This window comes from Kribbella sp. NBC_00482 (assembly GCF_036013725.1).
In the GTDB taxonomy this organism is placed as follows: domain Bacteria; phylum Actinomycetota; class Actinomycetes; order Propionibacteriales; family Kribbellaceae; genus Kribbella.
This window is the reverse complement of the sequence record NZ_CP107881.1, coordinates 296,054-317,620: the sequence shown is the minus strand read 5'-3', so window position 1 is coordinate 317,620 and position 21,567 is coordinate 296,054. Positions and strand designations below refer to the sequence as shown.

Sequence of the window (21,567 nt, the reverse complement as noted above, 5' to 3'; positions counted from 1 at the left end):
GCGACGATCTGTGTCGCCGTCAGGTCCGGCAGCGTCTCCTCGGGTCCTGATGACGTGTTGCTCGCGGCCGGCGTACCAGACGTGCTTGTGCTCGTGCTCGGGCTTCCGCCCGACTCCGGCTTGTCGCCGGAGCAGGACGTGGTCCCTACGACGAGTGCGGCGCACGCCAGGACGACAGCGCCGTACCGGGGGTTCAGACCGGCACCTCGATCGCCGCGTCGAGGGCGATCGTGATCATCTCGGAGAACGTCGTCTGACGCTCTTCCGCGGACGTCACCTCGTGCGTGATCAGGTGGTCGGACACGGTCATGATGCCGAGCGCGCGGCGGCCGAACTTCGCCGCCAGCGTGTAGAGCGCCGCGGCCTCCATCTCGATGCCGAGTACGCCGTACTCCGCGGTCCGCGAGACCAGGTCCGGGCGGTCGTTGTAGAACAGGTCGCCGGAGAACACCTGGCCGACGTGCACGTTCAGCCCGGCCGCCTCGGCGGCGTCCACAGCCGCGCGGAGCAGCTTGTAGTCGGCTGTCGGCGCGTAGTCGATGCCGTGGAAGCGCAGCCGGTTCATCTGCGAGTCGGTGCTCGCGGACATCGCGATGATCACGTCGCGGACCCGGACCGCCTCGGTGAGCGCGCCACAGGTGCCGACCCTGATCAGCGTCTGTACCTCGTACTCCTCGAACAGCTCGTTCGCGTAGATGGAGGCGGACGCCTGGCCCATGCCGGAGCCCTGCACGGAGATGCGCTCACCCTTGTAGGTGCCGGTGAACCCGAACATGTTGCGGATCTCGGTGTAGCAGATCACGTCGGACAGGTAGGTCTCCGCGATCCACTTGGCCCGCAGCGGGTCGCCCGGAAACAGCACCCGCGGTGCGATCTGCCCCTTCTCGGCGGCGATGTGAATACTCATGCGGGGATGCTCTCACGGGCGCGGGATATGTTGAGGCATGTGGCCTACTCCATCGCACCTGGTTCGCTAGCCCTGTCGCGGTCCGTACTGGACCGCGCCGCCGACCGCCGCCGTGACGACGACTGGCTGGAGAAGGCCTGGGCCGCGCCCGAAACGCAGGTGGTGGTCGTGGCCGGCGACAAGATCCAGGTGGCCGACGACCGCTCCGCACTGCGGTTCGTGAGACCGTCCGAGGCGCCCGAAGGTCTCCGGATCTTCCTCGGCATCGACCGCGAGTCCGGGGCCGGGATGACCGCGGAGGGCCGCGCGGTGTTCGGCGTACTGGTCAGTGGCGAGGGCGACGAGTCGTACGGCGGACTGCGCGAGCTCGGCGCCGTACTGGACGACCGCGGGGCCGGCATCGCCGTGCACCTGATCGGGCTGTCCAACTGGCACGCCGTCTACACGCACTGCGGGAACTGCGGCGAGCACACCGAGGTAGTGGAGGCAGGGCACGTACGGCGGTGCCCAGGATGCGGGCTGTCCCACTTCCCGCGCAGCGACCCGGCGATCATCGTGCTGGTCACCGACGACCAGGACCGCGCACTGCTCGGCCGCAACGAGGCCTGGCCCGCGGGCCGGTACTCCACGCTGGCCGGCTTCGTGGAGCCCGGGGAGTCGCTGGAGGCCGCCGTACGGCGTGAGGTCCTCGAGGAGACCGGTGTGATCGTCGGGCCGGAGGTCGAGTACGCGGCCAGCCAGCCGTGGCCGCTGCCCGCGAGCCTGATGCTCGGGTTCTACGCGAAGGCGACGAACTTCGACATCGATGTGGACCAGGACGAGATCGCCGAGGCGAAGTGGTTCACCCGGGAGGACCTTCGCGTGCTGGTCGAAGCCGGCACGATGGCCCTCCCGGGCGCTATCTCGATCTCCCGCCGCCTGATCGAAGGCTGGTACGGCGAGAGCCTCACCGGGAGCTGGTGATCACCGGCCCACGTCGGACCGGGCTGCGGCGATCCTGATCAGCGCACCTTCCCAGCGCTGGACCGAACCGGCCTTCTCGAGCTCACGCAGCTTGCGGTCGACCGCGATCACGTACGCCGCGTGGTTCGGCCAGTCGGCCTCGGCGTCCGGTAGTACGTCGGTCAACGTGCAGCCGTAGGTCAGGAAGCGGTTCTGGACGTGGCTGTCGATGTTCCCGGTCCAGACCGTCGACCGGACGTCGGACTGCGGACATCCGTCGACCGGTGGCGTGTACGAGGCCAGGTTGGTCGGGTTGATGTAGCCGTCCGGACGCAGCAGCGTGTAGTAGGTGCCCTCCGGCGTCTGGGTGAGCCGGTTGAGGCCGCGGTCGCGCAGTACGGTCGTGCTACCGCTCAGGATGTCCAGGACGAACAGCCGGCCACCGGTCACGCCGTACAGGTAGCCGTCGCGCCAGGACAGTGCGCCGTCCTGTGAGCCGGTGGCTCCGCTGAACACGGGCAGCAGGCGCTGGACCACACCGGTGGACGGGTTGACGGCGAACACGATGCCGTCCGCGAGACCCCAGACGTTGCCGTCCGGTCCGGTGACCAGTTCGTTGATGCTGGCCGCACCGGGCACCGGGACGATGTCGGTGAGCACCTCTCCGGTCGCCGGGTTCACCTTGACCAGGTGCGCCTCGCTGGCCCTCGGTTCGGTGCCCTGACCGCCCTCGATGCTGGAGCCGACCCAGACGTCAGTACCGGAAGGCACGATCGAGGAGATCGTCTGGTCGGTCACCAGGTTGCGGTAGACCGTGTGGCTGCCGGTCGGTACGTCGTACACGGTCAGCGCGCCGCCGTACTCGCCGTACGCCGGTGTGGTGCCGACGTACACGCGGTTGCCGGCTGGGACCACTGCGACAGGCCTGTTCTGGTGGTCGCTGTCGACGAGGCTGAACAGTTCCTTCGGGTTGGTCGGGCTCTCCGGTGCGGCCGGGTCCCAGAGCGAGAGGCGGCCGTACGGGTAGATACCGACGTACATCTTGCCGGTGCCGTCCCAGGCCCAGCCTTCCACCTGTCCCTGCCGAGTGGTGACAGTGGACTTGCCGGTCGCCGGGTCGTAGATGGAGGTGGCGCCGTTCAAGTAGACGTTGACGAACACCTTGCCCGTGGTGGGGTCGGCCAGAGTGTGCATGAGAGGCGACGGCACGTACTGGAACGGTGAGCTCCACTGCGCGAGCGTCCCGTCCGCCGGGTTGTAGCGGAACGTTCCACCGGAGTAGTTACCCGCCAGGCCGTACAGCACCGGTACGCCGTTCTCAGTCACCCAGCCGTAGCCGATGGACGCGCCACGGGTCAGTGTGCGCGGCGGAGAGACCGGACCGACCGTGTTGGTGTCCAGGTCGTAGTGCGTGAGGGCCAGGGTGTTGTTGGTGAAGTAGACGCCACCTGGTCCGGCTGCGGAGACACCGCGCGCAGCGATCGGGTAGTCCATTACCTGCTGACCCGTGGTGCTGTCGGTGTACTTGACCTGCTCGCCGGTCACTGCGTCGACCACTACCAGGCGGCTGCTCGCGTTCGCGAACACCTTGCCGCCGGCGTAGTCCAGGTCGATGAAGTCCTTCGCCGTCGTACCCGGGGGAGTGATGTCCTCGACCGCCTTGGTGTCCACGTCGATGCGGAGCAGCCTGGCGTTCGGAGTGGAGACGCCGACGAACAGCTTGTTGTGGTCGGGGTCGTAGACCGTGGACCGCGCGTACTGCTGCACCGGGTCGAGTGAGCCGTAGTCGGTGACCTGTCCGGTCGTCGCGTCGTACTTGAACGCGTGGGCGTTCGGGTACGTCCCGGCGTACACGTTGCCGGCCTGGTCGGACGTGAGGCCGTAGATCTGGGACTGACCGGGGATCGGCTGCCCCAGGTCGGTCACCTCACCCGTGGCCGGGCTGTAGCGGTAGAGGTGCGCGTTGGCGTAGGTGCCGAGGTAGACATCGCCGTTCGGCGTCACGACGATCGCCCAGCCGCCCGCGGCTCCAGGCAGCGGCACGGTGCGGATCAGCTCGCGGCTGTGCAGGTCGACAACGTTGAGCCGGGCGTTCTCACCCGCGGGGACGGCGTACACGACGTCGCGGCCGTCCGGCGTGTGGCCGATCGCGCCTTCCATGATCGTGAGCGAGCTGACCGGCGAGCCGAGGTCCTTGATGACATCGGCCGACGGCGCGATCGGTCGGGTCGGGGTGCCGAGCGGCCAGTTCTCCGACGGGAACGGGTCAGGCAGGTCCCCCGGCGGGGCCGCGGTGGCGTGCAGACCGCCCGTCGCGAGCAGGCCGAGCGTGACGGCCACGGTCGTGAGGGCATACCGGCAGCGCGCATAAAGAGAATGACGGCGCGAGAACATGGGCGGACTCCCTGCGGCGTAGTTCATCGCAAGGTATAACGGCCATGACCGTAATGTCCATAACTCAGGCGATATGACCTGAGTCAAGCTGTTATGCGACCAGCTTCTCCGCGACCTGGGCGAGCGACGGGTTCGTCATCGCGGTGCCGTCGGGGAAGACCACGGTCGGAACCGTCTGGTTCCCGTTGTTGACCTTCTCGACGATCTTCGCGGCCTCCGGGACCTGCTCGATGTCGATCTCGGTGAACTCGATACCGGCTCGCTTGAGCTGGCCCTTGAGGCGGTGGCAGTAGCCGCACCACGGGGTCGAGTACATGGTGAATGCCGACATCGGCGGACTCCTTGTGGAGTGGGGAGGGGTTTTGTCGGGCGGCCCGTCTAGGGTTGCCTTCGACGTATCCGAACCATGATGCAGGTGGTGCTGTTCCCGCATGTCCCAGCCCGTGAGCGACTTCACACGATCTGCATCCGCCGACGACCTCTTGGAGGCGCTCGACCCGGAGCAGCGGGCGGTCGCGACCACGTTGCACGGCGCCGTCGCGGTGATGGCCGGCGCGGGGACCGGGAAGACGCGGGCGATCACCCACCGGATCGCGTACGGCGTGCGCACCGGGACGTTCGACCCGGTCCGGGTGCTCGCGGTGACGTTCACCCAGCGGGCCGCGGGGGAGATGCGCGGCCGGCTCGCGCAGCTCGGCGTCCAGGGCGTGCAGGCCCGCACGTTCCACTCCGCAGCGCTCCGGCAGGCCCGGTTCTTCTGGCCGAAGGTGTACGGCGGGGAGCTGCCGCCGATCGCGGACCGCAAGTTCCCGCTGCTGACCGAGGCCGCGTCCCGCTGCCGCGTCCGGGTGGACACGCCCGCGCTGCGCGACCTGGCCGGTGAGGTCGAGTGGGCCAAGGTGAGCAACGTCCGGCCGGACGACTACGCGCGGCTGGCGCCCAAGTCGGCGCGGGCGCTGGCGGCCTTCGACCCGGCGACGATCGCCCGGATCTTCGCGGCGTACGAGGATGTGAAGCTGGAGCGCGGGCGGATCGACCTGGAGGACGTGCTCCTCTGCACGGTCGCACTGCTCGCGGAGGACGAGCGGGTGGCGGCGGAGATCCGGCGGCAGTACCGCACGTTCGTCGTGGACGAGTACCAGGACGTCTCGCCGCTGCAGCAGAGCCTGCTCGACCTGTGGCTCGGCGGCCGGGAGGACGTCTGCGTGGTCGGTGACCCGGCGCAGACGATCTACTCCTGGGCCGGCGCCGACCCGGAGAACCTGGTGCGCTTCGCGTCCCGGCATCCGGAGGCGACCGTGATCAAGCTGGTCCGCGACTACCGGTCGACACCGCAGATCGTGGACGTGGCGAACAAGATCCTGGACGCGGCCGGTCCGAACGGGCTGCCCGGGCGGGTCACGCTGCGGTCCCAGAAGGAGGCCGGTCCGGTTCCGGTCTACCGCGAGTACTCCGACGAGGTCGCGGAGTCGGACGCGGTGGCGCGGGCCGTCGTACGGCTCAAGGACGAGGGCGTGGCGCTGCGGGACATCGCCGTACTGTTCCGGACGAACGCGCAGTCGGAGAACTTCGAGCAGGCGCTGGCCGAGCGGAAGATCCCGACCGTGCTGAAGGGTGCGGAGCGGTTCTTCGAGCGCGCGGAGATCCGGCAGGCCGCCGTACTGCTGCGCGGACAGGCCAAGGCCGGCCAAGCCGGCGACGACCTGGTGACCACGGTGACCGGAGTGCTGGGCGGTGCCGGCTGGACGCAGGAGCCGCCGACCGGGACCGGTGCGGTGCGGGACCGCTGGGAGTCGCTGAGCGCGCTGGTGACGATGACGTCCGACTTCGCCGCGGCGAATCCGGACGCGCGGCTGCCTGAGCTGATGGAGGAGCTGGACCGGCGAGCGACGATCCAGCACGCGCCGATCGCGGAGGGGGTCACGCTGGCGACGCTGCACGCGGCCAAGGGCCTCGAGTGGGAGTCTGTCTTCATCGTCGGGGCGCACGAGGGGACGCTGCCGATCACCTACGCCCAGACGCCGGCGCAGGTGGAGGAGGAGCGGCGGCTGTTCTATGTCGGCGTGACGCGGGCCAAGCAGCAGCTGTTCATCAGCTGGTCCACCTCCCGCTCACCGGGCGGCCGCGGTACGCGGGGGCCGACCCGCTTCCTGGACCCGATCGGCGTCCGTACGGCGCGCTCCGAGTGGACCCCGTCGTCGGCCGTCGGCTGGGAGCGCCCATCCCGCTCCGAACGCTCCGAGAAGTCCGGCCGGCCGATCCCCAAGTGCCGGGTCTGCGGTCGCGGCCTGACCGACCCGGGCGCCCGCAAACTCGGCCGCTGCGAGGACTGCCCGTCCTCGATCGACCAGAAGCTGTACGACGCCTTGATCGAGTGGCGCACCGAGCAGGCGGAGTCCGAGAAGATGCCGGCGTTCGTGATCCTCACCGACGCGACCCTCACCGCGATCGCCGAGACCAAGCCCGGCGACGCCCAGGCGCTCCGGCAGATCCCGGGCATCGGTCATACCAAGCTGACCAAGTACGGCGAGCACATCCTCAACCTCTGCACCCGCTGACCGCTGCCTCTTCGGGCAAACCTGTTGCCAGGCACGAGATCCGCGGCGCATTCTGGAGGACGTGCCGTGTTCTGCTCCTGGCAGACGTGGCAGTTAGGTGACAGAGGCAACGATCCCGGAGCGTGCGGATGGCGTCCCGGAGCGTGCCGGAAGTGTGGTCGAAGCCTGCCCGACGGCTGCACTGGCAGTGAGATCTTGCCGTCGGAGCGGCAACTTCCGGCCAACTTCGCGAACTGGCGATAAATAGTTTGCGGGCTCCGGCGCGGACGGCGTACTGTTCTTTCTGCGGTCGAAGCCTGGCCGAAAACTTCAAACCACCATAGCGATCGAGCTAACCGCCCGCTTCGCCACAACGAGAGGAGGTGCCCTGGAAATGATCACCAACACGGTCAAGAAGCCGTTCAGCGACGTAGTCGCGCTGCCGTGCGCCCCGATTCAGGGTGCCTCGCCGCGCCTGCATGTCGCGACCGTTGTGCTCATGGCCTCCGGCGCTGCCCCGATCACGGGCGGAGCTGTCGGCGATGTGAAGTACGGCGGTTCGGGTTCTCGAGCATGGAGTCCACCGGTCTGACAAGACGTCAGAGCCGGCACCTCCAGGCCGCGGAACCCACCAAGGGTCCCGCGGCCCTTTTGTTTGTCCCAAAGATTTGGCGGCCGCAACCGGCAGCCGTCACCGACGACAAGAGATCAGCAACCAAAAGTCACTGGGAGGTGACCGGAATGAGCGTGAGCTTCCTCGATGTCTTCACCGAGGTCGCAACGTCGCAGGACCTGCCCTGTCGGTCCTACGCGCCAGAACTCTTCTTCGCCGAATCGCCGGCGGATGTCGAGTACGCGAAGTCTCTCTGCACGACCTGCCCGCTACAGGCCGAGTGCCTGGCTGGAGCGCTCGAGCGTTCCGAGCCGTGGGGAGTGTGGGGTGGCCAGCTGTTCGTCCAAGGTGTGGTGGTTCCGCGCAAGCGGCCCCGTGGGCGTCCCCGCAAGAGTGACACCGTAACCGCCGCCTGACGACCTTCAACCCATCCGAAACGAGTCCAACGTGACCACTCAGACTTTCACCAGGAGCACCGAAATGCATTTACTTCATGAAGATCTCGCCCGTGCTCATTGTCGTAGCTTGCTGAAGGACGCAGAGCAGAACCGGCGCTTCCGCCTCGCTCACCAGATCGAGAAGGCGCAGAAGCAGGCCGAGCGGGCCGGCCGGCGAGCTGAGAGGGCCAGCGCACGCGCGCGCCTCGCACTCGCCCGCCTCGTCTGATCCACCAGAAACACAGCCTGACCAGCTGAATCACTGAGGGGCGGCACCCAAAGGGGGGCCGCCCCTCAGCCACGTTCGGAGAGCAGTAGCTGCTGCAGGCCGACCAGCGTGAGGCCGCTGACGATCTCGTGCCGGGCGATCATCCCGGGTACGTCGGCGAGCGGGATCCACTCGATCCGGTCCGACTCGTTCCGCTCGGTCGGCGGTCCGGCGTACTGCGCACTCATCGCCCGGTACACGAAGTGCCGCGAGTCCATGATCCCGGCCGCCGGCTCCGAGCGGATGAGCTCGGTGAGCCCGTCCGCCCGCCACCCGGTCTCCTCCTCGAGCTCCCGCGCCGCGGCAGCCTCCGGACTCTCATCGGCCTCGATGATCCCCATCGGGATCTCCCAGGCCCAGGTGTCGGTCAGGAACCGGTGCCGCCACATCAGCAGCACGCACTCGTCCCGGGTGACGACAGCGGCGGCGATGTCCTTCATCCGCACCGCGTGGTAGTCGAACCGCTCACCATCGGGCTGCTCGACGTCCAACCGCCGTACGCTCAGCCACCGATTTGACCAGGCCTCTTCCTCACCATGGATCACCCAGCGCATGCTGAGGAGCGTAGGGCACGTCTCGACCGGGGGAGGGCTCGGGCGATGAAGCTGGTCGACGTCGGTAGCCGGACGATGGCATACCACCGCGCCGGTGCCGGACCCGCGCTGGTGTTGCTGCACGGCGGGTGGAGCGACGGCCGTGCCTGGCGACCCCAGCTGGACGGCCTGGCCGATCTCTTCGACGTGATCGCCTGGGACGCGCCCGGGTGCGGAGGCTCCGACGATCCTGCCGGTGGCATGACGATGTCCGACTACGCCGATGACCTGGCCGCTCTGGTGACCGAACTGGGCATCGGGGAAGCCCATCTGTGCGGCCTGTCCTGGGGCGGCGGCCTCGCTCTCGCTGTGTGGCAACGCCACCCCGAGTTGGTCCGCTCGCTGATCCTTGTGGGGGCGTACGCCGGCTGGAAGGGATCCTTGCCGCCCGAGGAGGTCGAGGCCCGGGTACGGCGGGTCCGGGCCGAGGCCGAGCGGCCGCCGGCGGAGTGGATGGAAGGCTACCTACCCGGCTTCTTCGCCGGCTCGGCGCCGGCCGGGTCGCTGGAACTGGTCCGGACGATGATGGCGGAGAGCCGTCCGGCCGGGATGCTCCCGATGCTGACCGCGTTCGCCGAGGCAGATCTGAACGCGGTCCTACCCACGATCGGGGTCCCCACGCTGCTGCTCTGGGGTGAACACGACCAGCGCTCCCCGCTCCGGACGGTCGGGGAAGCGCTGCGGTCGGCAATCCCCACCGCCGAACTCGTGGTGCTCCGCGGAGTGGGCCATGAGGCGAACCTCGAGGCACCCGAAGCGTTCAACACGGAGGTGCGGCGCTTCCTGGAGACCCGTGGTGCAACACTGATGCGCGTGACCAGAGCTACCTGTGTGTTGTGTGGTCAGGAGGCGGCGTCCGAGGACGTGCCGTTGACCTGGATGACCTCGGTCGAGGACGGGCGCAAGGTCCTGTACTGCGACCGCTGTGCCCGGGAGAACGTCCGCAGCATCGAGGGAAAGCTCGACTCCGTCTACTGGTAGTCGTACCGGTCCGGCACGCGCATCGCCGGTCCGCCGACGTTGAGTCCGAGCGGCTCGGCGCGCCCCTTCGGCTCCTCCCACGCCTCCTGCCGACCTAGGACGGTCAGGTCGAGGTACCGGTAGCAGTTGTGGAAGTCCTCGATGCCACGGCCGAAGGTCGAGTACGTGTGGAACACCTCGTCGTCGACCCGAACGAACGCGCTGATGCCCGGCAGCTCCTCGCCGTTCATGTCGTCGGTCCACGGTCCGTCCGACCACGGCGTCCCCTTCTCGTTCGCCAACTGCTCCTGCGTGCGGAAGTGCAGCAGCACCGGCGCGACCCGGTCGTCGAGCGTGGCGTGGAAGTCGTAGTTGAAGTCGCTCCCGTACGACGAGTACCAGGGAAACGTCCAGCCCAGCCGCTCCTTGAACGCGGCGATCTTCGGGTACGGCGCGCGCGACACGGCGACCAGTGACGTGTTGCGCACGTACAACTGGCGGAGGTGGCCGATCTCGTCGGCGGCGGATGAGCAACTCGAACACCCCTCGTCCCAGTCCGGCCCGAACATGAAGTGGTGCATCACCAGCTGGTCCCGCCCGTCGAACAGGTCCAGCAGTCCAACCTCACCGTCCGGTCCCTCGAAGACGTACGGCTTGTCCATCCGGACCATCGGCAGCCGGCGGCGTTCGGCGTTCAGGCGGTCGCGCGCTCGTGTCGCCTCCTTCTCCAGCCTCAGCAGCTCCAGACGGGCCGTGAGCCACTCTTCCTGTGACACGACCGCGGGCAGGTTGTCCATCGTCGTCATCGTGACCTCCTGGAAAGTTCTGTACCCAGTGTCGATCTCGTGATGTGCCGTCCGACGCAGTGAGTGACAAGACCCCTGTGGAAGGACCAGATCATGACCCTCAGCGTCCTGGAGGACCCGATGACGACCGGTAAGCGGCAGTGGATCGCGCTGAGCGTGCTGTGCCTCGCATCGCTGCTCGTGTCGCTGGACCTGTTCGTGATGCTGCTGGCTGTGCCGGCGGTCACCGACGCGCTCGGCGCCACCAGCAGCCAGCAGCTGTGGATCCTGGACGTGTACGGGTTCATGGTGGCCGGCCTGATGATCACGATGGGCAGCCTGGGCGACCGCCTCGGTCGCCGTCGGCTGCTGCTGATCGCCGCTGCCGTGTTCGGCGTCGCCTCGATCGTGGCGGCGTACTCGGTCAGCCCCGGCATGCTCATCGGCGCCCGCGCGGTGCTGGGCATCGCCGGAGCCGCGATCGCGCCGTGCACGTTGTCACTGATCTCCACCCTGTTCCCGGACGAGCGGCAGCGGGCCACCGCGCTCGGCGTCTGGGGCGGTTGCTTCACCGTCGGTGCCATCATCGGCCCGATCGTCGGTGGCGTCCTGCTGAACCACTTCTGGTGGGGCTCCGCCTTCCTGATCGGCGTCCCGGCGATGGTGGTACTGCTGGCGGTCGGGCCGTTCATCCTCCCGGAGTACCGGAACGAGAAGGCCGGGCGGATCGACGTACCGAGTGTCCTGCTGTCGCTGGCGGCGATCCTGCCGGCCATCCACGGACTGAAGCACCTCGCCTCGCACGGCGCCGGCGTCCAGTCCATCGGGGCCCTGCTGATCGGCGGCACCGTCGGCTGGATCTTCGTACGGCGTCAGCGGCGGCTGGACGACCCGCTGGTGGACGTGCGGCTGTTCACCCGGCGGACCTTCAGCGTGACGCTCGGCAGCATGACGGCGTACTCGATGCTGTCAGGTGGCGTGATGGTCTTCATCGCGCAGTACTTCCAGCTGGTCAAGGGGATGAGCCCGCTCGACGCCGGTCTGGCGCTGGTCCCGGGCATGATCACGTCGACGATCGGCTTCCAGCTCGCGCCGCGGCTGGCGCGGCGGATCCGCCCGGGCATCCTGATCCCGGCCGGTGTCGCCTGCGCTGTGGTCGGTATGGCCGTGGTCAGCCTGACGACCTCGACCACGGTGCTGGTGATCGCTTTCGCGGTGCAGTGCCTCGGGCCGGGCGCGCTGGTGATCCTGGGGACGAACCTGGTCATCGGCTCGGTGCCGCCGGAGAAGGCCGGCTCGGCCGGCGCGCTGACCCAGACCGGCAACGAGTTCGGGTACGCCCTCGGCATCGCCGTCCTCGGCAGCGTCGTCACCGCGGTCTACCGCAACCGTACCGACGGTCGCGGCGGCAACTCACTGGGCGAGGCGGTCAGCCAGGGCGCACCGGCCGACGTACTCGAGCAGGCCCGGGACGCCTTCACCTCCGGACTCCATGTGGCTGCCGGGATCACGGCCGTGGCGCTGACGGCGATGGCGATCCTGCTGGCGGTCACCCTGCGCGCGCTGCCCGCGCTCAGTCGTCGCTGAAGCCGGGCAGGAGCTCCTCCAGGACCGAGCGGAACGGGGCCTCGGCCTCGAGTTGGGACAGGACGGCCATGCCGCCGATCCAGACGCGGTGGATCAGCAGGTACGACGGCGGCATGTTGAGGCGGAGTGCGAGGGACGCGTTGGGGGACCGGAAGTCGCCGGTCCGGTTCGCCTGCGCGCGCATCCAGTCCCGGCTGAACTGGAACTTCTCCTCGCGGGCCGGCTCCGCGAACGGCGCGAGGTAGTCCATCAGCTGGGCCGGGTCGATCTCCATCCGCGCCTTGATGAAGCCCTCGGCCTTGAGCCCGTCCCGGACCGCCAGGCCGTCACCCAGCAGCGAGATCCGCAGTAGCCGTCCGATCGCCGGCGGCAGGCCGTCCGGGAGCCGCGCGCAGAGACCGAAGTCGACCACGCCGAGTCGCCCGTCCGGCATCACCCGGAAGTTCCCAGGGTGCGGGTCGGAGTGCAGCAGACCGGCGTACTTCGGGCCGCTGAACATGAACCGGACGTACTTCAGCCCGATCGCGTCCCGCTCCTCCTGGGTGCCGTCGGTGATGTACGACGACAGCGGCCGGCCCTCGATCCACTCGGACACGATCACCGAGGGGGAGTGCTTGATGACCCGCGGAACGACGAACTCCGCGTGGTCCTTGAACGCGTCGGCGTACTGCTGCTGCGCCTGCGCCTCGCGGTCGTAGTCCAGCTCCTCGCCGATCCGCTCCTGGAGCTCGGCGATGAGCGGCTTCACGTCCAGCCCGGGGATCAGGGAGCCGATCGTCCGGGCGAACCGGCCGAGCTGCCGCAGATCCGCGCGCAGCGCCTCGGCGGCGCCCGGGTACTGCAGCTTGACCGCGACCTCACGGCCGTCCTTCAGCCGTCCGCGGTGCACCTGGCCGATCGACGCGGCGGCCGCGGGCACGTCGCCGAACTCCTCGAACCGGTCCCGCCAGCGCTTGCCGAGCTCACGGCTGAGGATCGTGTCCACGGTCGAGGCCGGCATTGGCGGAGCGGAGTCCTGCAGCTTGGTCAGGGTCGCCCGGTACGGCGCCGCGAGCTCCTCCGGCATCGCGGACTCCATCAGGCTGAGCATCTGCCCGAACTTCATCGCGCCGCCCTTGAGCTCACCCAGGACGGAAAACAACTGATCGGCCGTACGGCGCTGGAACTCGGCGTACACGGCCTCCGCGGGCGCGCCGCCGATGCGCTTGCCCAGGCCGACCGTTGCCCGCCCGGCGGCACCGAGCGGCAGGCTGGCAAGTTTCGCGGTCCGGCTCAGCGCCTTACGAGGAAGGTCCGACACTCCTCCATTCTGTCCGGTCGCCCAAGCCCGGGCGGCGGTGGGGCCCACGTGTGTCGCTGTGTGTCGCGGGTCCGGGTACGACGAGAGGCGGTGTCCGGCACGCGCAACGTGCCGGAGACCGCCTCTACGACGACTTGGTGCTGGTGCGTCAGGCCTTGCCGAGGATCCGGTTCAGGTTCGTACCGCACTCGGGGCACTTGGCCTTCGCCATGCGCGTGCCCTTGTCGTTGACCTTGACCTCGCCGTCGGCGGTGCGCTTGGCCTTGCACTTGACGCAGTAAAACTCGCCGCTCCAGGTCTCTGCCATGAGGGCCCTCTCCTTGCTCTGAATTCCAGCCCGGGGTCTCGCCCCGGGCAGTCGTTGGATGCTAACGGCAGACCGTCCTGCCGTAGGCCGTTCGGCCCAGTCGGGATTCACCCTACGGCCTCCTGGCGCAGGCTCAAGCGCACCTGCTGGTCCGCGTGCCGCGTGATTCCCCCGAGGAAAGCCCTTACCGAAACTTTCGCCGGCGCGGAACAGGCTCCCGGTGATCCGCCTCCGCGACCACTCGGCTTCCCCTCCGAGCGGCCCCGGTAGCGGTCCGGGAGCCTGTTGCCGATGACGCTAGGAGGTACCGGCCGCGGTGGCAAGCCCGCGTTGTCCACCCCTGTGGATAACTCTGTGCGCAACCTGTGGGACGCGCCGCCGGGCGCTGTGGACGGGCGGGGGAACAGGATGTGAACAACCAGGGTCCGAAGGTTCAAGATCTGGCGTCTGACCTGCGGAAACGTCGATGCACAGGATGTGGACCGAAGAAAGTTGTCGGATTCGGGGGGTACATTTTTGAGTCATGGCCGACTCTCCGCTGCGCCCGATCCCGCCTCACGTGGACATCCGTCGCAGCAAGCGCCGCAAGCGCACGGTCAGCGCCTACCGGGACGGCGACCGGGTGGTCGTGCTGATGCCCGACCGGCTGTCCGCCACCGAGGAGGCGCGCTGGGTCGAGACCATGCTGGCGCGACTCGAGAAGCAGCGCAGCCGATCGCGCGTGTCGGACGAAAAATTGTTGGCCAGAGCACACGATCTCGCGTGTCGCCACCTCCCGGAAGTGCCCGAACCTGCGTCGGTGAGGTGGGTTTCGAACCAAAACAGACGGTGGGGCTCCTGCACTCCGGCGGACAGATCGATCCGGTTGTCGACCCGTTTGCAGTCGATGCCGGCGTGGGTCGTCGACTACGTCCTGGTCCACGAGCTCGCCCATCTGATCGAGCCGACCCACAACGCCGCCTTCTGGGCCCTCGTCCACCGCTACCCGAAATCCGAGCGTGCGGAGGGCTACCTCGAGGGCGTCTCAGCCGCCTCATCCCTCGACCTCGAGGACTTCTAACCCACCCCCACGACAACGGCGTACCACCAACGCCACCCCGCGCCAGCTCGCTCGTTCGTCCGACTTTGTGCACCCAGTCCGCGCGGATCTGGGTGACTCGTACGGACGTCATGCACAAAGTCGGGCGGGTAGCCCGCCTGTCCGCCGGTTGGGTCGACGTTGGGCTTCGGTCAACCGTTGCAGGGGGTGGGGTGGGCCGGGGTGCGTACGGCGTACGGGAAAGGGTGGGGTGGGGTTTGCCTCAGGGTGACCTGGGGGGCTTCCTGCATGGTCGCGACGGGGCCGCGGCAGCCAGGCTTCTTCCCGTAGCCAGCGCCACGCCAGGGAGCGCTGGGTGGGGCGCCGGTGGGTGCGCAGAGGGGCAGGGAACGTATGGCCAGGGGACAGATCACGGTCCGGGCAGCGCGCTGGAGCGCGACCCATCCGTGGCGGGCGATCGCGATGTGGGTTGTCGTCGTGATCGCCTGTTTCGCGCTCGGGCAGGTGACCGGGACCAAGGAGTCGAAGAACGAGGGTGACATCGGCGAGGTGACCCGGGCGGACAACATCGTCAAGTCCGGCAACTTCGACGACCCGGACGTCGAGAGCGTGCTGATCACGGCTCCGTCCGGACAGCTCGACCACACCGCGGCGAACAAGGCCGCGGCGGTGGTGATCCAGCAGATGCGCGCCCTCGGTGGGGTCGCGGAGGTCGGACAGCCGCTGCCGTCGCCGAAGAACGACGCGGTGATCGTCCGGGTGACGATGAAGGACGTACCGGAGGGCTCGGACGACGATGCCAGGGTTCAGCCGCTGCTCGACACGACCGCCAAGATCCAGCAGCAGTACCCGGACCTGCGGATCGAAGAGGTCGGCGGACTGTCGATCGACAAGGCGCTCAGCGAGACGCTGGGCGAGGACTTCAAAAGGGCGGAGATGTTCAGCCTGCCCGTGACGCTGGCGATCCTCTTGATCGCTTTCGGCGCGCTGATCGCCGCGTGTGTCCCACTGGTGCTCGCACTGTCCGCGGTGGCTGCCGCGATCGGCTTGTCAGCCGCAGCGTCGCAGCTGGTGCCGGCTGTGGACGCGGTCAACAGCGTGATCCTGCTGATCGGTATGGCGGTCGGCGTCGACTACTCGCTCTTCTACCTGCGCCGCGAACGTGAGGAACGCGCCAAGGGCCGCGGTCACGTCGACGCGGTCGAGATCGCCGCGGCGACCTCGGGTCACGCGGTCGTCGTCTCGGGTACGGCGGTCATCATCTCGATGGCCGGCCTGTTCCTGGCTCGCGACGCGGTGTTCTCGTCCTTCGCGGTCGGCTCGATCCTGGTCGTCGCGGTGGCTGTCGTCGGTTCGCTGACCGTGCTGCCGGCCGTGCTGGCGAAGCTCGGTCGCTGGGTGGACAAGCCGCGGATCCCGCTCGTCTGGCGGTTGACGGCCGGCAACAAGGAGCCGCGGTTCTGGCCGATGGTCCTCAAGCCGGCCCTGAAGCACCCGGTCGCCACTCTGCTCGTCTCCGTCACCGCACTGCTCGCGGTCGCTTCGCCGGCGCTGGGGATGACGCTGAAGTTCCCCGGTACGGAGGACTTGCCGCGTGACACCGCGGTGATGAAGGCGTACGACCGGCTGACCGCGGCCTTCCCGAGTACGGGCACCAGCCACGAGGTCGCCGTACGGGCGCCTGCGAACCAGCAGCCCGCGGTGAAGGCCGCGCTGGCCGAGCTGATGGAGAAGACCAAGGGCGACAGCCTGTTCGCGTCGGACGGCCTCGAGGAGCCGCAGTTCTCCAAGGACGGCACAGTCGCGACGCTCGAGGTCGCAACGCCGTACGAGGGCGGTAGCGATCAGGCTCGGGACTCGCTGACCAAGCTGCGCAAGGAACTGATGCCGGAGACGGTCGGCAAGGTGCCGGGAGTCGAGTACGCGGTCGGTGGGTTCGTGGCCGCGGACGTCGACTATGCGGCACACACGCGGGACAAGCTGCCGTTGGTGATCGGGTTCGTGCTGCTGCTGACGATGATCGTGATGATGGTGACGTTCCGGTCGGTGGTCGTCGCGATCACGGCGATCGGGCTGAACCTGCTGAGCGCGGGCGCGGCGTACGGCGTCGTCACCGCGGTCTTCCAGAACACCTGGGCCGAAGGGCTGCTCGACTTCCGGTCGAACGGCGCCGTGGTCAGTTGGCTGCCGCTGTTCCTCTTCGTGGTGCTGTTCGGGCTGTCGATGGACTACCACGTGTTCGTGGTCAGCCGGATCCGTGAGGCGGTACTGCGCGGCGTACCGACGAAGCAGGCTGTGGCCGAAGGCATCACCGGCTCGGCCGGCGTGGTGACCAGCGCGGCAGCGGTGATGATCGGCGTGTTCGCGGTCTTCGCAACCCTGAGCACGCTGGACATGAAGCAGTTGGGGGTCGGCCTCGCGGTCGCGATCCTGATCGACGCCACGATCATCCGCGCCGTCGTCCTCCCCAGCATCATGACCCTCCTGGGCGACGCCAACTGGTGGGCCCCCAAGTGGCTCCGCAGCAACACCGCCAAGCACGCCACCCCAACCCCGCCGGCACCGGAAGAAGAACGCGAACTGACGCCGGTCGGCTGACAGCTGTCCCGTACGACGCCCCACCCGGCCTGTCCGGGTGGGGCGTCGTACTGGAATCAGCAGGCTTCGTACCTGCTGCTGCCTGAAAGCGCCTTGCCGATCCGAAGGCTCGTGCCCTGGCCCTCGAAGAACTTTCCGACAGTCCAGCGGGTGCAGGTCTGACGTTCGGGTCCGTCTTCCGCGTTCTGCCGGCTGACGAAGGACACTTCAGCCACCAGCCGCGCGTCGCGCGCGATGCTGAGGCTGGCCAGCGTGATCTCGGAGTCGACGGTCGAGCGAAAGCCGGACGTGAACTCCTTGCGGGTCATTGCTGCCCGCGCCGCGCGGGTCAGCTGTGCTTGATGGGCGTCGTAGTCGTGGTTGTTGATGGCCGTGAAGTAAGCGGTCAGCAGCTGTACGACGTCGGCGGCGGCAGGGTCTTGGGCTGCCTCCGGGGTAACGGTGATCAGTTCGTTGCCCACTGCGGGCACCGACGGCGCCACCGACTCAGCCGGCTCGGTCGACACCGGCGGGATGTCACTGGTCTCGTCCTCCGTCGGCAAAGGCGTCCATTCTTCAGTGGGCGTCTCGACTGGCTCGACAGGGCCGTACGTGACCCGGCCGTCAGGCGTGAGGCGCTGGTTGTAGGCCGTCAGGTCAGGGGCAGCCACGGAGCGCGCGATCAGCGCGTCGCCGCCGAGGATCACGCCGGTGACGATCGCGGCGAGAACCACGGTGGCTCCGACGAACCAGCCCGTTCCGTATCCGGGCGGGCCTTGAGCGGTCCGCGAGTCGGCAGCCTCGTCCTTGAACGCCGCCTCGCAATGCGAGCAGTACTTGGCCCCCTCCGGCCGGCGAGTGCCACAGATCGTGCAATAGACAGACATCGAGTTCGTCCCCCCAGACGCTCAGAAGATCGCAGAAACCGCCTGCTGGACAGCCGTCACCGCGCCGCCGATCGAGGCGATCGACTTGGCTCCGGACGCGAGCAGCTCCAGCAGCCGCAGTACCGACGTTTTGTCGGGTTCCTCCTTGGATAGCTCGCGATCGGCCAGCTCTGCCACCGCGATGGCTTCGTCGGGTCGCTCCAACCGCTCCGAGTGCGTGTGCAGCAGCTCGAGGAGCTGCGCCATCCCGGCTCGCGCGTCGGCGAGCGAACCTGCCGAAACTGCCGAGATGTTCGTGGCCGTGGCGCCTTCGCCGGCTGCCATCGCGCCGACCGAGACATGTCCGCCTGAGATCCGGATTCCGTCGTTCTTCTCCATCGGTGTTCAGTTCCTTCCGGCTGCGTCGGTGACGCTTTGTCTGGCCACGTTGGCGGCCTTCCGAATCACGGACCTCGCACGGGCTCCGGTCCCGGCGGCGATGCTGCCGGCGGTGACAGTCGCACCCGCGGCGACGAGCACGCCGTTGTTCTGGATCATTGCCTGCCGTTGCGTCAGCTCGACGGTGTCGATCCCCTTGGATTCGAGGAACTGCTCCACCGCTTGGAGCATCCGCTTCTCGATCACCTTGGTGTACAAGGCGCTGTCGAGCTTCTGGAAGTACCGCTGGTACCGGTCGTCGCTGACCGTCTCGCGCGGGCTTCTGGCGGCGCCGTAGTCGAACCGGAGTGAGCGGACGATCTCCCGCCGTTGCCTGGCCCGATGATTGGCCGTCGTCACCGGCCCGAGAAGGTGCTTCGCGATCGCGATCGGGGCCCGGAGCACATGCCCCGGTGTCCTCCGCAGAGCCCGCCCGCCGATCCGGATCGCCTGGCGCGCGGTCGGTTCCGGCAACAGGCTGTCCACCTCCTGGAACTCGTCCCGCACCGGCCCGAGCAGGCAGTGCGTGACTTCGACGACCAGCTCGTGCGGCGTGACGACGAACCGCAGGAAGGTCGAGACGACCAACTGCCCGCGCCAGCCACTGATCTGGACGGTCAGGTACGGGCGTGCCCGGTCTTCGGGCTCGACCGTCAGGCTCCGCACCATCGAGCGATCCACCTTCGGCCTCGGCACCGTGAACCGATCCGGAAGGAACCGGCGGTCCTCGCGGATGTCGCGACCGTCGACGAAGACGCGGTCGGCCAGCGACACGTCGCCGGTCCGCAGGTCACCCAAGCGCTGTTTCACGAAGTCGTGGATCGACAGCGCGGTGAACGACTCGGCGACCTTCCCCTCCGCCGCCCGGTCGATGTCGAGCGCGAAGGACCAGGCGTCGAAGGTCACACCGCTTCCGACGAACGGCCGGTAGCCGCTGTAGACGCTGACATTGCCCCGTGCCGCTGTGGCGACCTGCTTGAGCCGTTCCCTGATCGCGGGATCGTCCGAAGACAAGGCGTCCGGCTTGAACCGTTCCGGGCGCAGGTCGTGGGCGACGACGCCGTACGTCGCCACCAAGGTCTCGCCGACGACCACCACCCAGCACAGTGCGAGCGCCAGCAGCACGACGACGTACCGTGCGCTGTAGGCACCCCAGAATGCGCTGATGAGCAGGAACGTCAGCAGGACATCGCGGACGAGATGTCTTTTCCTGGCCGCGATCGCGTGCAGGATCACCGGCACCAGGTCGACGTCCGGAGACGACGGCGGTGCTTTGAATTCTTCGTCCAGAATGTCGCGAACGACCTCGTCGGCGAGCCGGCTGTTCAACTGAACGGCCGCACACAGATAACGAGTCGCATCCGACGGCGGTGCGTCTCCGGACGGTTCGGTATCTGCTTCGATCGGCGGCAGCTGCTGTCCGCACGTGCCGCAGTACGTGGCGCCGGTCAGATTTCCGGCACCACAAGAAGAACATCTGTGCATTTGTGTTTCCCCCCTACTGTGAGTGAACGGTACGGCCATCCTCTGACCGGGTCCAGTAATCGCGGAGGGTAAACAAACTTGACGCAAACGCTCGGCGGAAACCTTTCGCCCGCACCCTGCGGCGTTGTGGAGAATGACTGCCATGGGAGACCGGGCGGCGGTTCTGGGGGAGTTGGCCGATGCTGTGTTGGCGGTCGGGCGGGCGCATCCCTTGCGGGTGGGGGTGGATGGGTGCTCGGCGGCTGGGAAGACGACGTTGGCTGATGAGTTGGCGGAGGTGTTGCGGGGGCGGGGTGGGCGGGAGGTTGTTCGGGCCGGGCTCGACTACTTCAAGCGGGCGCCTGAGCTGCGGACGGCGTACCCGATTGGTTCGGCGGAGAGCTACTACTTCGAGATGTACGACTACGACGCGATCCGCGAGCGGCTCTTGGGGCCGCTTGGTCCGGGTGGGGACCGGCGGTACACGGCCGGTCTTCGTGAGTCCAACGCCCGGATCGCTCTCGACCTACCTGTTCGAACTGCCGCGCCGGACGCGATCCTGGTGGCTGACGGCGCGTTTCTGCAGCGTCCGGAGCTGGACGGTTATTGGGATCTGCGCATCTACGTCGACGTCAGCTTCGAGACGGTACTCCGCCGTGGTGCCGCCCGTGATGCGGCCTGGATGGACTCGCTGGCGGCCGCCGAGGAGCGCTACCGCACCAGGTACATCCCGGGAGAGCAGATGTACGTCGACCAGGTCCACCCCGCCGAACGCGCGCAACTGATCGTGAACAACGAGCACCCGTCCAACCCGACCCTCACCCGCCGCTGACCCGGCTCGGGACACCCGCCGGGGACTGGGGATAGGTAATGGAATGTCCCCAGTAGCCATTTCCTATTCCCAGTTCGGTCAGGTGGCGGCCTGGCGGGCTCGATGCGCCGCGGCCTTGACTCGGCTTTGGCATTGGGGGGAGCAGAAGCGGCGTTGACCGTTCTTCGATACGTCGACGAAGACTCGGTCGCATTGCGGCGCTGCGCAGACGCCTAGCCTGCCGGCCAGGTCGCTGCCGACGGCGAGTGCCAGACCGGCGGCGCATCCGGCGGCCCAGCCGTTCGCGAGCTGCTCGTCGGGGCCGTGGAAGTGCAGGCTCCACGGCCGGTCCTTGCCGCGGTCAAGTTGCGGACGCGCGTTCGTGTCGATCAGCAACTCGTTGATCTCCGCCGCCGCGGTGTCCAGATCGCCGTCGTTCGCGGCCTCGAAGACGATCCGCATCCGGCCCGCGAGCAGCTTCAGTCGCCGCGCGTCGTCGACCGGCACGGACTTCGGTGGATGCCCGATCGCGGTCAGCGCCTCGGCGACGGCTGCCGTGATCGCCTCCGGTTCATCGGCGGGGGCGTCGTACGGAACGCCACCGGAGTACCCGGGCGTCAGCCGGTTCACGTACTCGACCGACGCGGCCAGCACATTGCGTGCATGACTATCAAAAGACACTTGACCAGTCACGCTATACCTCCGTAGGCTCAGGGTTGCGTGACCGATCATAGCCACTTAG

General features: G+C 68.1%; 21 protein-coding genes. 10 read left to right on the top strand and 11 right to left on the bottom strand.

Annotated elements, in window-relative coordinates; all coding sequences use genetic code 11:
- Positions 1-193 precede the first annotated feature (193 nt).
- Complete coding sequence (deoD, locus tag OHB24_RS01525) at positions 194-907, bottom strand: purine-nucleoside phosphorylase (RefSeq protein ID WP_131334454.1); 714 nt, start codon at positions 905-907, stop codon at positions 194-196.
- Positions 908-946: 39 nt separating this feature from the next.
- Between deoD and nudC the strand changes: the two genes are divergently transcribed.
- The gene (nudC, locus tag OHB24_RS01520; RefSeq protein ID WP_327637092.1) at positions 947-1,870 is read left to right on the top strand and encodes an NAD(+) diphosphatase; all 924 of its coding nucleotides are present in this window, start codon (positions 947-949) and stop codon (positions 1,868-1,870) included.
- On the opposite strand, the gene OHB24_RS01515 is transcribed toward nudC, so the two are convergent.
- Positions 1,871-4,243, bottom strand: a complete 2,373-nt coding sequence (locus tag OHB24_RS01515; protein WP_327637091.1) for a hypothetical protein — start codon at positions 4,241-4,243, stop codon at positions 1,871-1,873.
- A gap of 91 nt (positions 4,244-4,334) precedes the next feature.
- Positions 4,335-4,574: a mycoredoxin gene (locus OHB24_RS01510; protein ID WP_131285498.1), complete on the bottom strand. Its 240-nt coding sequence runs from the start codon at positions 4,572-4,574 to the stop codon at positions 4,335-4,337.
- Positions 4,575-4,674: 100 nt separating this feature from the next.
- Here OHB24_RS01510 and OHB24_RS01505 point away from each other — a divergent pair, with 100 nt between their 5' ends.
- From OHB24_RS01505 to OHB24_RS01490, 4 genes are all read left to right on the top strand, one after another.
- Positions 4,675-6,801: an ATP-dependent DNA helicase UvrD2 gene (locus tag OHB24_RS01505; RefSeq protein ID WP_327637090.1), complete on the top strand. Its 2,127-nt coding sequence runs from the start codon at positions 4,675-4,677 to the stop codon at positions 6,799-6,801.
- Positions 6,802-7,174: 373 nt separating this feature from the next.
- Positions 7,175-7,372: a hypothetical protein gene (locus OHB24_RS01500; RefSeq protein ID WP_327637089.1), complete on the top strand. Its 198-nt coding sequence runs from the start codon at positions 7,175-7,177 to the stop codon at positions 7,370-7,372.
- A gap of 149 nt (positions 7,373-7,521) precedes the next feature.
- On the top strand, positions 7,522-7,809 hold the full coding sequence (locus OHB24_RS01495) for a WhiB family transcriptional regulator (RefSeq protein WP_130383944.1): 288 nt from the start codon (positions 7,522-7,524) through the stop codon (positions 7,807-7,809).
- Between the two features lie 109 nt (positions 7,810-7,918).
- Positions 7,919-8,059, top strand: a complete 141-nt coding sequence (locus tag OHB24_RS01490; protein ID WP_238150791.1) for a hypothetical protein — start codon at positions 7,919-7,921, stop codon at positions 8,057-8,059.
- Between the two features lie 65 nt (positions 8,060-8,124).
- On the opposite strand, the gene OHB24_RS01485 is transcribed toward OHB24_RS01490, so the two are convergent.
- Complete coding sequence (locus OHB24_RS01485; RefSeq protein WP_327637088.1) at positions 8,125-8,652, bottom strand: NUDIX domain-containing protein; 528 nt, start codon at positions 8,650-8,652, stop codon at positions 8,125-8,127.
- Positions 8,653-8,697: 45 nt separating this feature from the next.
- Between OHB24_RS01485 and OHB24_RS01480 the strand changes: the two genes are divergently transcribed.
- Positions 8,698-9,672, top strand: a complete 975-nt coding sequence (locus OHB24_RS01480) for an alpha/beta fold hydrolase (RefSeq protein ID WP_327637087.1) — start codon at positions 8,698-8,700, stop codon at positions 9,670-9,672.
- Here the strand turns inward: OHB24_RS01480 and OHB24_RS01475 are convergent.
- Positions 9,663-10,457 carry a DUF899 domain-containing protein gene (locus OHB24_RS01475; protein ID WP_327637086.1) on the bottom strand — a complete coding sequence of 265 codons (795 nt, stop codon included), beginning with the start codon at positions 10,455-10,457 and terminating at the stop codon, positions 9,663-9,665. The two genes, OHB24_RS01480 and OHB24_RS01475, sit on opposite strands and share 10 nt — an antisense overlap.
- Positions 10,458-10,550: 93 nt before the next feature.
- Here OHB24_RS01475 and OHB24_RS01470 point away from each other — a divergent pair, with 93 nt between their 5' ends.
- Complete coding sequence (locus OHB24_RS01470) at positions 10,551-12,023, top strand: MFS transporter (protein ID WP_327637085.1); 1,473 nt, start codon at positions 10,551-10,553, stop codon at positions 12,021-12,023.
- Here OHB24_RS01470 and OHB24_RS01465 read toward each other — a convergent pair.
- Both OHB24_RS01465 and OHB24_RS01460 read right to left on the bottom strand, forming a co-directional pair.
- A complete protein-coding gene (locus OHB24_RS01465) occupies positions 12,010-13,323 on the bottom strand; it encodes an ABC1 kinase family protein (protein ID WP_327637084.1) in 1,314 nt (437 codons plus the stop codon). The genes OHB24_RS01470 and OHB24_RS01465 overlap by 14 nt on opposite strands.
- Before the next feature lie 148 nt (positions 13,324-13,471).
- Positions 13,472-13,630 (bottom strand): DUF5679 domain-containing protein, encoded by a 159-nt coding sequence (locus OHB24_RS01460; RefSeq protein ID WP_012922897.1) that lies wholly within the window; start codon positions 13,628-13,630, stop codon positions 13,472-13,474.
- A gap of 523 nt (positions 13,631-14,153) precedes the next feature.
- Between OHB24_RS01460 and OHB24_RS01455 the strand changes: the two genes are divergently transcribed.
- Together OHB24_RS01455 and OHB24_RS01450 are read left to right on the top strand one after the other, a co-directional pair.
- Entirely contained in the window at positions 14,154-14,690 is a 537-nt protein-coding gene (locus OHB24_RS01455) for a M48 family metallopeptidase (RefSeq protein WP_327637083.1), read from the top strand.
- A 372-nt stretch (positions 14,691-15,062) separates the two neighbouring features.
- Positions 15,063-17,267, top strand: a complete 2,205-nt coding sequence (locus OHB24_RS01450) for an MMPL family transporter (RefSeq protein ID WP_327637082.1) — start codon at positions 15,063-15,065, stop codon at positions 17,265-17,267.
- Positions 17,268-17,323: 56 nt separating this feature from the next.
- Here OHB24_RS01450 and OHB24_RS01445 read toward each other — a convergent pair whose 3' ends face one another.
- Genes OHB24_RS01445 through OHB24_RS01435 form a run of 3 tightly spaced genes read right to left on the bottom strand, consistent with a single transcriptional unit; the run spans position 17,324 to position 19,879 of the window.
- Positions 17,324-18,133, bottom strand: coding sequence for a zinc ribbon domain-containing protein (locus tag OHB24_RS01445; protein ID WP_327637081.1), 810 nt, complete (start codon positions 18,131-18,133; stop codon positions 17,324-17,326).
- Between the two features lie 21 nt (positions 18,134-18,154).
- Positions 18,155-18,511 carry a hypothetical protein gene (locus OHB24_RS01440; protein WP_327637080.1) on the bottom strand — a complete coding sequence of 119 codons (357 nt, stop codon included), beginning with the start codon at positions 18,509-18,511 and terminating at the stop codon, positions 18,155-18,157.
- Positions 18,512-18,517: 6 nt separating this feature from the next.
- Entirely contained in the window at positions 18,518-19,879 is a 1,362-nt protein-coding gene (locus tag OHB24_RS01435) for a hypothetical protein (RefSeq protein WP_327637079.1), read from the bottom strand.
- A gap of 298 nt (positions 19,880-20,177) precedes the next feature.
- Between OHB24_RS01435 and OHB24_RS01430 the strand changes: the two genes are divergently transcribed.
- Complete coding sequence (locus OHB24_RS01430) at positions 20,178-20,846, top strand: uridine kinase (protein ID WP_327637078.1); 669 nt, start codon at positions 20,178-20,180, stop codon at positions 20,844-20,846.
- A gap of 78 nt (positions 20,847-20,924) precedes the next feature.
- On the opposite strand, the gene OHB24_RS01425 is transcribed toward OHB24_RS01430, so the two are convergent.
- The gene (locus OHB24_RS01425; protein WP_327637077.1) at positions 20,925-21,506 is read right to left on the bottom strand and encodes a CGNR zinc finger domain-containing protein; all 582 of its coding nucleotides are present in this window, start codon (positions 21,504-21,506) and stop codon (positions 20,925-20,927) included.
- Positions 21,507-21,567 lie beyond the last annotated feature (61 nt).